At 71.9% G+C, this 12,917-nt stretch carries 14 protein-coding genes; 5 read left to right on the top strand and 9 right to left on the bottom strand.

What is annotated here, in order from left to right; genetic code table 11:
* Positions 1-148 precede the first annotated feature (148 nt).
* Positions 149-2,437 (bottom strand): DNA 3'-5' helicase SftH, encoded by a 2,289-nt coding sequence (locus tag HDA32_RS29880; RefSeq protein ID WP_179646322.1) that lies wholly within the window; start codon positions 2,435-2,437, stop codon positions 149-151.
* A 221-nt stretch (positions 2,438-2,658) separates the two neighbouring features.
* Between HDA32_RS29880 and HDA32_RS29885 the strand changes: the two genes are divergently transcribed.
* Both HDA32_RS29885 and HDA32_RS29890 read left to right on the top strand, forming a co-directional pair.
* Positions 2,659-3,006 carry an STAS domain-containing protein gene (locus tag HDA32_RS29885; RefSeq protein ID WP_179646323.1) on the top strand — a complete coding sequence of 116 codons (348 nt, stop codon included), beginning with the start codon at positions 2,659-2,661 and terminating at the stop codon, positions 3,004-3,006.
* Between the two features lie 18 nt (positions 3,007-3,024).
* Entirely contained in the window at positions 3,025-3,597 is a 573-nt protein-coding gene (locus HDA32_RS29890) for an ATP-binding protein (protein ID WP_179646324.1), read from the top strand.
* 78 nt (positions 3,598-3,675) lie between these two features.
* Here the strand turns inward: HDA32_RS29890 and HDA32_RS29895 are convergent, their stop codons facing one another.
* The 3 genes from HDA32_RS29895 to nth are packed head-to-tail and all read right to left on the bottom strand — an operon-like array spanning position 3,676 to position 6,297.
* A complete protein-coding gene (locus HDA32_RS29895; protein ID WP_179647043.1) occupies positions 3,676-4,854 on the bottom strand; it encodes a MarP family serine protease in 1,179 nt (392 codons plus the stop codon).
* Between the two features lie 16 nt (positions 4,855-4,870).
* Positions 4,871-5,470, bottom strand: coding sequence for an NUDIX hydrolase (locus tag HDA32_RS29900; RefSeq protein WP_179647045.1), 600 nt, complete (start codon positions 5,468-5,470; stop codon positions 4,871-4,873).
* A gap of 56 nt (positions 5,471-5,526) precedes the next feature.
* Positions 5,527-6,297 (bottom strand): endonuclease III, encoded by a 771-nt coding sequence (gene nth, locus HDA32_RS29905; protein WP_376767006.1) that lies wholly within the window; start codon positions 6,295-6,297, stop codon positions 5,527-5,529.
* 282 nt (positions 6,298-6,579) lie between these two features.
* Here nth and HDA32_RS29910 point away from each other — a divergent pair, with 282 nt between their 5' ends.
* Entirely contained in the window at positions 6,580-7,266 is a 687-nt protein-coding gene (locus HDA32_RS29910) for a Crp/Fnr family transcriptional regulator (RefSeq protein WP_179646325.1), read from the top strand.
* Positions 7,267-7,582: 316 nt separating this feature from the next.
* On the opposite strand, the gene HDA32_RS29915 is transcribed toward HDA32_RS29910, so the two are convergent.
* The 4 genes from HDA32_RS29915 to sp36 form a co-directional block, all read right to left on the bottom strand.
* A complete protein-coding gene (locus tag HDA32_RS29915) occupies positions 7,583-8,392 on the bottom strand; it encodes an MBL fold metallo-hydrolase (RefSeq protein WP_179646326.1) in 810 nt (269 codons plus the stop codon).
* 40 nt (positions 8,393-8,432) lie between these two features.
* The gene (locus tag HDA32_RS29920; protein ID WP_179646327.1) at positions 8,433-9,257 is read right to left on the bottom strand and encodes an NUDIX hydrolase; all 825 of its coding nucleotides are present in this window, start codon (positions 9,255-9,257) and stop codon (positions 8,433-8,435) included.
* A gap of 120 nt (positions 9,258-9,377) precedes the next feature.
* The gene (locus HDA32_RS29925) at positions 9,378-9,842 is read right to left on the bottom strand and encodes a RidA family protein (RefSeq protein WP_179646328.1); all 465 of its coding nucleotides are present in this window, start codon (positions 9,840-9,842) and stop codon (positions 9,378-9,380) included.
* Entirely contained in the window at positions 9,839-10,012 is a 174-nt protein-coding gene (gene sp36, locus HDA32_RS29930; RefSeq protein ID WP_179646329.1) for a Sp36 family protein, read from the bottom strand. Before sp36 ends, HDA32_RS29925 begins: the two co-directional genes overlap by 4 nt.
* Positions 10,013-10,083: 71 nt before the next feature.
* Between sp36 and bagA the strand changes: the two genes are divergently transcribed.
* Entirely contained in the window at positions 10,084-11,118 is a 1,035-nt protein-coding gene (bagA, locus tag HDA32_RS29935) for an ATPase BagA (protein ID WP_179646330.1), read from the top strand.
* Positions 11,118-12,278 (top strand): ATPase BagB, encoded by a 1,161-nt coding sequence (bagB, locus tag HDA32_RS29940; RefSeq protein ID WP_179646331.1) that lies wholly within the window; start codon positions 11,118-11,120, stop codon positions 12,276-12,278. Before bagA ends, bagB begins: the two co-directional genes overlap by 1 nt.
* A gap of 33 nt (positions 12,279-12,311) precedes the next feature.
* Here bagB and HDA32_RS29945 read toward each other — a convergent pair whose 3' ends face one another.
* Positions 12,312-12,623, bottom strand: coding sequence for a WhiB family transcriptional regulator (locus HDA32_RS29945; RefSeq protein WP_179647046.1), 312 nt, complete (start codon positions 12,621-12,623; stop codon positions 12,312-12,314).
* Between the last annotated feature and the right edge of the window lie 294 nt (positions 12,624-12,917).

Below are 12,917 nucleotides of genomic sequence, written 5' to 3' on the forward strand. Positions count from 1 at the left end.
CCCCGGCCGTCTGCGGCGGGCGACCGGCATGAGCCGTGCGGCGCGACCTTCCGCGCCGCCGGCGCCGGCGCGCTGACGGCAGCCTCCCCAGGTCACCAGGGGTGAATGGAGGACTGCGGCCATGGCTTTCCAATTCCCGTCAACGATCTCAGGCGTCGTCCAGGACCGCGTCGAGCAGGTGCAGGGCGCCGGACTTGCTCAAGGGGTCGTTGCCGCTGCCGCACTTCGGCGACTGGATGCACGAGGGGCAGCCGTCCAGGCACTCGCACGTGGCGATCGCCTCCCTGGTCGCGGTGAGCCAGGCGCGGGCGGCGGCGTACCCGCGTTCGGCGAAGCCGGCCCCGCCCTCGTGGCCGTCGTAGACGAACACGGTCAGCCGCCCGGTGTCGGCGTGCAGCGCGGTCGACACCCCGCCGATGTCCCAGCGGTCGCACGTCGCGAACAACGGCAGCAGGCCGATCGCCGCGTGCTCCGCCGCGTGTGCGGCGCCGCGCGGCTCCACCCCCGCCGCCCGCAGCCGCTCCTCGGCCTCGGGCCCCAGCGTCCACCACACCGCCCGCGAGCGCAAGGTCCGCGCGGGCAGGTCCAGCGGCTGCTCGCCCAGCACCGACCCCGTGCGGACGTCGCGCTTGAGGTAGGCCACCACCTGCCGCGTCACCGTGGCCTCGCCGAAGTGCACGGCAGCGGACGGGCCCCACGACGCCTCGCGCAGGGTCGCGCGGACCTCGATCTCGGTGACGTCGCGCGCCCACGTGCTGTACTCGGGGTTCGCGCCGCGCACGAGCGCCACACCGGCGTCCAGGTCCAGCCGGTCGACCACGTAGGTCAGCCCCTGGTGCAGGTAGACCGCGCCGTCGTGGACGGTCGAGTGGGCCGCGGCCTCGTCGACCGTGCCGAGCAACTGGCCGCTCTCGGCGTCGGCGATCTGCACCGGCGGCCCCCCGGCGCCGCGGATGTCGGCCAGGTCGGCGGCCCGGTCGCGACGCGTCCAGAACCAGCCGCGCGGTCGGCGGCGCAGCATCTTCCGTTCGACGAGGTCGGCCAGCACCTCCTCGGCCGCGGGACCGAAGACCGGAAGGTCGTCCTCTGTCAGCGGGATCTCGGCCGCCGCCGCGCACAGGTGCGGGCCCAGCACGTAGGGGTTGTCCGGATCGAGCACCGTCGACTCCACCGGTCGGCCGAAGACCGCCTCGGGGTGGTGCACGAGGTAGGTGTCGAGCGGGTCGTCGCGCGCGATGAACACCGCGAGCGCGTCCTCCCCGGTGCGCCCGGCCCGCCCCGCCTGCTGCCACAGCGAGGCGAGCGTGCCGGGCCAGCCGGCCATCACCACGGCGTCCAGCCCGGCGATGTCGACGCCCAGCTCCAGGGCGTTGGTGCTGGCCAGCCCGAGCAGTTCGCCGGAGCGCAGCGACTCCTCCAGGCCGCGGCGGTCGCCGGCCAGGTAGCCGGCGCGGTAGGCGGCGACCCGGTCGACCAGGTCGTGCTCCTTGGCCTCGGTCAGCGCGCGCCTGGCCGACATCGCCACCAGCTCGGCCCCCTGCCGGGAGCGCACGAACGCCAGCGTGCGCACGCCCTCGATCGCGAGACCGGCCAGCAGATCGGCGGCCTCGGCCGTGGCGGTCCGGCGCACCGGTGCGCCGTTCTCGCCCACCAGGTCGGTCAGCTCCGGCTCCACCAGGGCGAAGCTCAGCGCCGCGCGCGGCGCGGCGTCGTCGGTGACCGCGCGCACGGGCAGCCCGGTCAGCCGCCGGGCGCTCTCCTCCGGCGTGGCCGTGGTGGCCGAGGCCAGGATGAACGTCGGCTCGCCGCGGTAGCGGGCGCACACCCGGCGCAGCCGCCGCACGATCTGCGCCACGTGCGAGCCGAACACCCCGCGGTAGCGGTGCGCCTCGTCGATCACCACGTAGCGCAGCCGCCGCAGGAAGCCCGCCCAGGCGGCGTGCCGCCCCAGGACGGCGTGGTGCAGCATGTCGGGGTTGGTCAGCACGTAGTTGGCGTGCGCGCGGATCCAGGCGCGCTCCTCCGAGGGGGTGTCGCCGTCGTAGACCGCCGAGCGCACCCCGGGCAGCGCCAGCTCCGCCAGGGACCGCTGCTGGTCCGCCGCCAGCGCCTTGGTCGGTGAGAGATACAGCACGTTGCCGCCGTCGGCGATCGCCGCGGCGCACGGGAGCAGGAAGGCCAGTGACTTTCCGGAGGCGGTGCCAGTGGCTATGATCACATTGCTGCCTGCGTGGGCGAGGTCCGCCGCGTCCACCTGGTGCGACCAAGGAGCGGCCACCCCCGTCTCGGCCAGCCGCTCCAGCAGGAAAGGTGGTGTCCAGCCGGGCCAGTCTTCACTTACCCCAGGGCTACGGGCCAGCCGCTGTACATGTGTCACCTGCGAGGTCCGGGTATGGTCACGCCACAACCGTTGGAGCGTCGGCTCCCATCGGTTCACCCCGCACCTCCTCGACGCGCAAGACCGTACTCGGTTCAGGACGGTGGCTGCATGGATACCGGTTTCAGTGTGGCATCTGGGGGAACACAGCCGCGGTGGCGTGGTTTTCTTGTGGATAACAGGCAGATCACACAGCGGGGCGTGGTTGAATGCGGCCTTGTGGGGTAACGCCCGGCAGAGATCACTCGCGGTTTTAGTCGCGGTTCGGCGCTGGAGGACTAGTGGACTTGAAGCTTGATCACTACACCGAGGACGACACCGAGATCGTCGTCGTTGAAGGTGAGATCGATGTCTATACCGCGCCTCGGCTGCGTGAGCTTCTGATCGACCTGGTCAACAAGGGCAACTTCCACCTCGTGGTGAACATGGAGAAGGTGGAGTTCCTCGACTCGACGGGTCTCGGTGTGCTCGTTGGCGGCCTCAAGCGGGTTCGGGCGCACGATGGCACCCTCGACCTGGTCTGCACCCAGGAACGCATCCTGAAGATCTTCCGGATCACCGGTCTGACCAAGGTGTTCGGCATTTACGAGTCGGTGCAGGAAGCCATCGACAAGCGTAAGTCGAAGTAGCTACGTAACGAGCGAGCGATGGCAATCGTCCAGCTCACGATCAGCGCCCTGCCCGCCCACGTGCGCACGGCGAGGCTCATGGCCACGGCCGTGGCACGGCGGGCGGGCATCGCTGAATCCGCCCTCGACGAAGTTCGGCTGGCGGTTGGCGAGGCGTGCTCCCGCGCGGTGGAGGCCCACCGGGCGCACTGCCCCGACCAGCCGATCCGGCTCGAACTGATCGACAGCGCCGGTTCGGGGCCGTCGGCGTCGGCCGATGCCGCCCGGCGCGGTTCCACGCTTCCCGGCCACGTCAACGGCAGCGGATCCAGACGTTTCGAGGTGGTCGTCTCCGATCGGGCTCCCGCCAAGGAGCCCGTGGCCGACTCCGAGCCGGACTCCTACGTCTCGGGCGGGCTCGGCTCCTACCTCGGCGTCCACACGCCTCCCGGTGGCATCTCGGGGCTCTCTCCCGACGTCGGCCTGGCCGTCATCGTCGGCCTGGCCGACGAGGTCAGCATCGAGCCGAACGAGGACGGCACGGTGGTCCGCATGAGCTGGCCACTGGGTGCCGACGACACCGCCCCGGCGAACCCCCGCACCGCGGGCTGAGGTTTCCGGCAGACACGAGCGGGGCGCCTCCCACCGAGGGAGGCGCCCCGCTGTCTTCTCTGCGCCGGAACGGTGCGTCTAGTCGCACTGCTGGGTGGAGACCGGGGCGGTCGCCTCGCGGCCTTCCGCGGCGTTGGCGGCGATCTCCTCGGCGGTGAGCACGTAGCCGGTCTCCTCCTCGTTGGTCGCGGCGGCGAAGACCACGCCGTAGACGGTGCCCTCGGGGGACAGCAGCGGGCCGCCGGAGTTGCCCGGCTGGACGACGGCGCGCACCTGGTAGATCTCGCGGCTGACCTGCTGGGAGTGGTAGAAGTCGGGGCCCTGCGCGGTCTGCTCGGCCCGGATCCGCGCCGGGACGACGGTGAACCCGTTGTTGCGCGGGAACCCGGCCACCACGGCGTCGTCGCCCTTCTCGGCCTGCGGCTCGAACTCCAGCGGCCGCAGGTCCAGGCCGGGCACGTCCAGCACCGCGATGTCCTGCTGCGGGTCGTACAGCACGACCGTCGCCGGAAGCTGCTGGCCGGAGCGGGTGACGACCCGCAGGTCGTCCCGCACGCCCGCCACCACGTGGGCGTTGGTCATGATGCGGTCGGGCGCGTAGGCGAACCCGGTGCCCTCGACCCTGCGCTGGCAGGACGGGGCGGTGCCGAGCACCTTGACCACGCTGGTGCTGGCCTGGCGCAGCTCCTCGGTGCTGAGGACGTCGGGGTCCGGCGGTTCGACCTCGGCCGGTTCTCCGGACCCCAGGCCGCTGAACACCTGGGGGAACGCGCTCTGGTCGACGATCTTGCGGAACGTGGAGAACCACGTGTGGGCGGCGTCGGGCATGGTGCGGTCGACGGCCTGCAGCACCCGCGAGTTCTGCACCTGGGAGTTCAGCAGGGGGATCGAGGAGTTGGCCACCGCGCTGCCGATCAGCCACGTCACCAGCAGCACCGACAGCGCGCTGACGACGGCGCCGCCCATGGCGTCCAGCACCCGGGCCGAGTTCCAGGTGACCCGGTTGCGCACCAGCGCGCCGAGGTAGGAGGCCAGGAACTGCCCCATGGCCGCGGACAGGAACACCACCGCTATGGCCAGCAGCGCCTGCTGCCCCGGTTGCTCCACCAGTCGCTGGATCAGCGGCGGCGCGCCGAGCGCGGCGAGCACCCCGCCGCCGATGAACCCGGTGAAGCTCAGCACCCCGACGATGAACCCCTGCCGGTAGCCCGACATGGCGAAGACCACGACGAGCACGACGAGGATCGCGTCCAGCACCACGCCTTCCATCCGGTTACGGTACCCCGGGCCGGCCCGGCGGGACCGCGTCCACCGGTTCGGCGGCCCCGCTGTCGAGCCACGGCCGCTCCCAGCCGCCCAGGACGAGTAGCTGGTTCAGTATCCCGGCGGTGAACCCCCACACCAGCATCTCCCTGACCCGGAACGCGGGACCCGTGGACCCGTCCGAGTGGCGGGTGCGCAGCCGGTTGGCCGGGTCGGCGAGCTCGCCGACGGGCACCCGGGCCACGGAGGCGACCTCGCCGGTGTCGGCGGGGTGGACGTCGCCGGGCGTGTGCCACCAGCCGAGCACCGGCGTGACCCGGAAGCCCGTGCGCTGGATGTAGAGCTCCGGCAGCGTGCCCAGCACCCGCACGCCGGCGGGGTCGAGGCCGGTCTCCTCCTCGGCCTCGCGCAGCGCGCACGCGATCGGCCCGGGGTCGGAGGGCTCGATCGACCCGCCGGGGAAGGCGGGCTGCCCCGAGTGCCGGCGCAGCCCGGTGTTGCGCTGGATCAGCAGGACGTCGGGGCCCGCGTCGGTCTCGCCGAACAGCACCAGCACGGCGGAGTGGCGCCCGCCTTCGCGCGGCGGGCGCATCCTTCGGGGGACCGGCATCCGCTCGGCGGCCTCGGCCAGGGAGGCCAGCCACGCCGGAGTGGTCACGGGCCCGGTCACGAAAACGGCCCGTTCCGCACCAGCTTGCGCGCCGTCGCCTCGTCGGTGGGGCCCTCGCCGAACGCGGGGCACCAGCGGGCCACCCCGCACGCGCCGCAGGCCGGCCGGCGGGAATGGCAGATGCGCCGGCCGTGCCAGATCAGCCGGTGCGACAGCATGGTCCACTCCTTCGGCGGGAACAGGTCGCCGACCGCGTGCTCGACCTTGACCGGGTCGGTCTCCTCGGTCCAGCCGAACCGGCGGGCCAGCCTGCCGAAGTGGGTGTCCACCGTGATCCCGGGGACGCCGAAGGCGTTGCCCAGCACGACGTTGGCGGTCTTGCGGCCGACGCCGGGCAGCTTCACGAGGTCGGCCAGCCGCCCCGGGACCTCGCCGCCGTGCCGCTCGCACAGCGCCTGGGCGAGGTTGACGACGCTGTTGGCCTTGGCCCGGAAGAACCCCGTGGGGCGGATGATGCCCTCGAGTTCCTCGCGGTCGGCGGCCGCGTAGTCCTTGGCGGTCCGGTAGCGCGCGAACAGCGTGGGCGTCACCGCGTTGACCCGTTTATCGGTGCACTGCGCGGACAGGATGGTGGCGACCAGGAGCTCCAGCGGATCAGTGAAATTCAGCTCACAATGAGCGTCGGGGTACAGCAGGGTCAGTTCCCGGTTCATCCGCCGGGCGCGCCGGACCAGCGCGAGGCGCGACTCGCCCGTGGGAGTGTCGCGGCCACCGGAAACGGCGGCCTGGTCGGTCGTTGCGGAGGAGGTCGAAGCGTCACGAGGCACGGTCAAAGCCTACGGACCCCGGCGCCCTGCGGGCGAGGTCCCACGGTTCCGGGCGCCCGGAACCGCGTCCGCAACGTCGGAAAACGGCGAGGAACGGCGGGAAACGTCGGGAAACGGCGGGGCTAGCGGTAATGGGATCGTTGGTGCATCTAAGATCGTTAGTGCTGACGTCGGCTGTGGCGGAGAAGGTTGTCACCCGAGCGACAAGCCGAGGTAACAAGCTGGTTTCACAGCGAGGTGCGATATGCGTCACACTGTTGACGGTCAGGCTGCAAGGAGGACGTGGTGGACGAGACCAACGAGGTGCTGAGCAAGGCCCCTCTGTTCGAGGCACTCGACGAGGACGGCGCCGCGGCGCTGCGCGCCTCGATCAGCGAGGTGCGGCTCGGACGGGGGCAGACGCTCTTCTCGGAAGGCGACGAAGGCGATCGCCTCTATGTGATTCTGAGCGGGAAGGTCAAGCTCACCCGCACGGCCGTCGACGGCCGCGAGAACCTGCTGAGCGTGCTCGGCCCGAGCGAGATGTTCGGTGAGCTGTCCCTGTTCGACCCCCGCCCGCGCACGGCCAGCGCCGTGGCGGTCACCGACGCCGTGCTCGCGGGACTGGGCCACGACGACCTCCGCCCCTTCGTCTCGCAGCAGCCGGAAGTCGCCGTACACCTGCTCAAGGCGCTGGCCGAGCGGCTGCGCCGGACCAACGACGTGATGTCGGACCTCGTCTTCACCGACGTTCCCGGCCGCGTCGCCAAGGCCCTGCTCGACCTCGCCGACCGGTTCGGCAAGGAGGGCGACGACGGCCTGCACGTCCACCACGACCTCACCCAGGAGGAGCTCGCCCAGCTCGTGGGCGCCTCCCGTGAGACCGTCAACAAGGCGCTGGCCGAGTTCGCGCTGCGCGGCTGGCTGCGGATCGAGGCCAAGGCCGTGGTTCTGCTGGACGTCGAGCGGATGCGCCGCCGCGCCCGCTGACCGGGCTCGCCGGTGTTGAAGAAGGCCTTGACCTCAGGGGGTCTGTAACCCCCGCCCAGGAGGAGGCTCGCGCGGGTGCGGTTCTCTCGTGTGGCCGAAGGCCCATTGAGTGAACTGCGCACCCGCGCGCGAAGCGGACCTGTCGCCTTCACCGCGCACCGAAACCACGGTTTCGGCCTGCGCTATAGGGATCCGTTGTGCTTCGCGCGGAGCCGGGCACCCCGAAGAGACGGGCCTTCGGCCACACGACGGGCCGCCCGTTCTCCGCGAACCCCTGTGGCCGAGGTCCAAAGCCCCCGGTGGCCGGACCCCCCGATCACTCTCCGCCGACGTCGGCGGGGACGTCCCCCCGTTTGACGAGGTGGCGCAGTTGCGCCCGCACCGACGCCCGGGCCGCGGGCAGCACCGCCTCGTCGATCCCGACGTAGACCCGGGTCACGATCTCGGGCAGGGTCCGGGCCCCGGCCGCCACGGCGTCGGTGATCTGGGCCAGCCGCTCCTCCCGGTGGTCGATGTAGCCGGTCAGCTTCACCAGCGGCTCGGTGCAGATGGGGCCGTGGCCGGGCAGCAGCGCCCGGACCTCGGTGCCGCGCACGAGGCCGCGGAGCCGGTGCAGCGAGTCCATGTAGTCGCCGAGGTCGCCGTCCTCGGCGATCACCGTGGTGCCGGTGCCCAGCACCGTGTCGCCGGTCAGGACGACGCCGTCGGCCGGCAGGTGGAAGGAGACCGAGTCGGAGGTGTGCCCCGGCGTGGCGACGACCCGCACCTCCAGGCCGTCGACCTCGATGACGTCGCCGTCGGCGAGGCCCTCGCCCCCGATCCGCTGCTCCGGGGCGACCGCGCGCACCGGAGCGCCGGTGAGCTCGGAGAAGTAGCGCGACCCTTCGCAGTGGTCGAAGTGCCGGTGGGTGAGCAGGGTGACCGCCACCTGGGCGCCCTGCTCCTGGACGGTGCGGGCCACCCGTTCCAGGTGCCGCTCGTCGTGCGGGCCGGGGTCGACCACGATCACGCCCCGCGCCCCGGGCTCCCTGAGCATCCAGGTGTTGGTTCCGTCGAGCGTCATGGGGCCGGGGTTGGGGCACAGTACACAGCTCGCACGCAGGGTTCCGGAACCGTCGATCCTCATCGCACCTCATTTCGCGGCGTCACTGAACGGAGAAGAACGGTCAGAGCGGGTAGTCGACGCCCTCGGGGACGACCAGCCTGACCTCGCCGTCGACCTCGCGCAGTTCCGGCTGGATGGGGACGATCGTGCGCCGGGCCGCCATGACGCCGGGCAGCGTGGCGTAGGCGGCGAGGTCCTTCAGTGAGGAGACCGTCGGCGGCAGCATGGCCATCGCCCCGCTGCGCCAGCCCTCGATCGCCTCGGCCGGACGCATCCAGGCCACGTGGTCGGCCTCGCCGCCCACGTCACGGGTCTGCTGCCCTTCGGGCAGGACGGCGGCGAAGAACCGGGTGTCGTAGCGCCGGACCTCCGCCAGCGGGGTGATCCACTGCGACCACGGCCGCAGCAGGTCCGAGCGCAGCACCAGGTCGCGCCGGTCGAGGAACTCGGCGAAGGACAGCGAGTGGTCGATGAGCGCGGTGCGGTCGGCCTCCCAGTCGGCGCCGCGGGTGTCGGAGACGACCTCGTCGGCGGAGGCGCCGGCCAGCAGCACCCCCGACTCCTCGAAGGTCTCCCGCACCGCGGCGCAGACCAGCGCGCGGGCCAGCGGCTCGGCGGCGCCGAGCCGGCGTGCCCACTCCGCGGGCGCCGGCCCGGCCCAGCGCACCTCGTGGTCGATGTCGCGCCGGTCCACCGAGCCGCCGGGGAACACGTGGGCGCCGGGCGCGAACGGCATGGAGGAGACCCGGCGCAGCAGGTACACCTCGAGGCCGCCGGGGTCTGCGCCCTCGCGCACCAGCATCACCGTCGCGGCGGGGCGGGGCTCCACTGGCTCGGCGCGTCCGGCGAGCACGTCGCGGACCCAGGAGGCCGTTTCCTGAGACATCGGAAGATTCGTTGCCATGGTCGTCGTCCTCCCGGGGGTTGTCGCCACCGGTCCCGCGGGCGCGGGCCCTCGCTCTTCGCGGCGAGGCGCCCGGGGGCGTCCCGCAAGACCGGTGCGGTTTCAGTCGACTTCGACGATCATCTCCACCTCGACGGGGGCGTCCAGCGGCAGCACCGCGACCCCCACGGCGCTGCGGGCGTGCGCGCCCGCTTCGCCGAAGACCCGGCCGAGCAGCTCACTGGCCCCGTTGACGACCTGCGGCTGCCCGGTGAAGGCCGGGTCGCTGGCGACGAACCCGACGACCTTGACGACGCGTCTGACCCTGGACAGCTCGCCGACCTCGGCCTTGACCGCCGCGATCGCGTTCAGCGCGCAGACGGCGGCGAGCTCCTCGGCCCGCTCGGGGGAGACGGCGGCACCGACCTTGCCGGTGTCGTCCAGCCTGCCGTCGACCATCGGGACCTGGCCGGAGGTGTAGACGTGGCCGCCGCTGCGCAGGCTCGGCACGTAGGCCGCGACCGGCTTGACCACCTCGGGCAGGGTCAGGCCCAGATCGGCGATGCGCTCCTCGGGGCTCTGCGTCACTGCTTTTCCCGCTTCATGTAGGCCACCATCTGCTGGTTGCGCGGGTCCCCGTCGACGGAGGGTCCGGGGATGACCGAGACGAGCTCCCAGCCGTCCTCCCCCCAGTTGTCCAGAATCTGCTTGGTCGCGTGCGACAACAGCGGCACGGTCGAGTATTCCCACTTCGTCATGAGCGCCACCTTACTCACCGCGGGCCACCGCTGACCGGCGAGACCGGCCATACGCACATAAACTCGCTTGGGTGAGCGCAGGTGATCGCGATTGGGACGGTGTCCGCCTCCACGTCGTCACGGGCAAGGGGGGCACGGGCAAGACGACCCTGGCCGCGTCGCTGGCCCTGGCCCTGGCGTCGGGCGGCAAGAAGGTGCTGCTGGTCGAGGTCGAGGGGCGCCAGGGCATCGCGCAGCTCTTCGACTGCCCGCCGCTGCCCTATGAGGAGCGCCGGGTCGCGGTCGCCCCCCGGGGCGGCGACGTCCACGCACTGGCCGTGGACCCCGAAGCGGCCCTGCTGGACTACCTGGAGATGTTCTACGGCATGCGCCGGGCCGGCCAGGCCCTCACCCGGTTCGGCGTGGTCGACTTCGCCACCACCATCGCGCCCGGGGCGCGCGACGTCCTGCTCACCGGCAAGGCCACCGAGGCCGTGCGCCGCAGGGTGCGGCGCGACCGCGCCGACCGCGCCGCCAGGCGCCCGGAGCAGGCCAGGGCGCCGTTCGTCTACGACGCCGTGGTGCTCGACGCGCCGCCCACCGGGCGGATCGCGCAGTTCCTCAACGTCAACGCCGAGGTCGCGGGCCTGGCCAAGGTCGGACCGATCCGCAACCACGCCGACCGCGTCATGGAGGTCATCCGCTCGCCGGAGACCGTGGTGCACTTCGTCGCGATGCTGGAGGAGATGCCGGCGCAGGAGTGCCTCGACGGCATGGCGGAGGTCCGCGGCGTCGGCCTCAACATCGGGGGCATCCTGGTCAACATGGTCCGCTCTCCGCTGCTGCCCCCCGATCACCTCGCCACCGCGGGCGAGGGCGAAGTCGACATCGACGCGCTGGCGCGCGGGCTGAAGTCGGCGGGGCTGGAGCAGGCCGAGCAGACGGCGCAGGCGCTGTCCGGCGAGATCGTCGACCACGCCCGCCGAGTCCGGGCGGAGGCCGACGTGCGCGACCGGCTCGCCGGCGCCGGCCGCCCGCGCTACGAGCTGCCCCTCATCACCGACGGCATGGATCTGGCCGGCCTGTACCGGCTGGCCGACGAACTCCGAGAGCAGGGGGCGGCCTGATGACCGCGACGAACCCGCCCTACGGCACCGGCCGGCGGCCGAACCGCCTCGACGTCGACGCGCTGCTGACCGACCCCGGCACCCGCATCGTCGTCTGCTGCGGCTCCGGCGGGGTCGGCAAGACCACGACGGCGGCGGCGCTGGCACTGCGGGCGGTGGAGCACGGCCGCGACGCCGTGGTGATCACGGTCGACCCAGCGCGGCGGCTGGCGCAGGCACTGGGGCTGACCCATCTCGACAACACCCCGCGGCCGGTTCCGACCGGGGCGTCCGGCGACGGGACGCTGCACGCGATGATGCTCGACATGAAGCGCACCTTCGACGAGATCGTCGAGGCGCACGCCGACCCCGACCGGGCCGCGCAGATCCTGGCCAACCCCTTCTACCAGTCGCTGTCCTCCAGCTTCTCCGGGACGCAGGAGTACATGGCCATGGAGAAGCTCGGCCAGTTGCGCCGCTCCGGCGAATGGGACCTGATCATCGTCGACACCCCGCCCAGCCGGTCGGCGCTGGACTTCCTCGACGCGCCCAAGCGGCTCGGCCGGTTCCTCGACGGCAGGCTGATCAGGTTCCTGAGTACCCCGAACACGACCGGGGGACGGGCGTTCCGGCTCCTCGGCGCGGGCTTCGGGATGGTCACCGGCGTCATCACCAAGGTCATCGGCGCGCAGCTCCTCAAGGACGTGCAGACGTTCGTGACCGCGTTCGACGCCGTGTTCGGCGGGTTCCAGGAACGCGCGAACCGGACCTACCGGCTGCTGCAGGCCTCGGGCACCGCGTTCATCGTGGTGGCCGTGCCCGAGAGCGACGCCGTCCGCGAGGCCTCCTACTTCGTGGAACGGCTCGACGAGGAGCGCATGCCGCTCGCCGGGCTGGTACTCAACCGGACCCACCGGACCGAGGTGCCGCACCTGTCCGCGGCCCGCAGCACGGCGGCGGCTGAGTCGCTGGAGGAATCCGGCGACCACCCGCTCGCCGCGTCCGCCCTGCGGCTGCACGCCGAGCGCGTGCAGATGCAGGCCAGAGAGCTGCGGTTGAAGGGACACTTCACCTCGGCGCACCCGGCCATCCCTGTGGCGGAGGTACCGGCGCAGCCGGAGGACGTGCACGATCTCGACGGGTTGCGCGAGATCGGCCGTGCGCTGGCCGACGCCGGTTGATCCGATCCGGTTGAGGTGCCCGGCGGGACCGACTCAGCCGACGATCAACTGGTCGGCTTCGTCGCTGTCCCGCTGCTCGTAGCGCTCGCGGGCGCTCTCCAGCAGGTCGCGCCACGACGTGACCTCCGGACGCCGGCGAAGCAGCGCGCGCCGCTCGCGTTCGGTCATGCCTCCCCAGACACCGAACTCGATGCGGTTGTCCAATGCGTCGGACAGACACTCCGTGCGGACCGGGCATCCGCGGCAGATGAGTTTGGCGCGGTTCTGCGCCGCTCCCTGGACGAACAGTGCGTCAGGATCGGTTTCTCGACATACGGCCCGAGCCGTCCAGTCCGTGATCCACATGTGCCCCACTCCCAAGATCATCATGTGTGTTTTCGTGCGTACGGCCGACGGGCGCGGTCGTCGGCTGTGCGGCGCAGGGGGGTCACGTCGGGGAAGGAGGCGAGGCCGGGACGGGGAGTCCGGCCGCTCTTAGGGGTTCGCCGCTTCGACGCGCGGCCCTCCTCATCGCCGCTGGTGAAGAAATTACGGTTCACGGCGCGTGATCAACAGGCCCCATTAGGCCCATTTCTGATATAGCCCGGCTGGGCCATTGCGATGTTCGAAACTAGTCATCTCTTCCGCACAGAGTGTGAC

It is taken from the genome of Spinactinospora alkalitolerans, assembly GCF_013408795.1.
In the GTDB taxonomy this organism is placed as follows: Bacteria; Actinomycetota; Actinomycetes; order Streptosporangiales; family Streptosporangiaceae; genus Spinactinospora; species Spinactinospora alkalitolerans.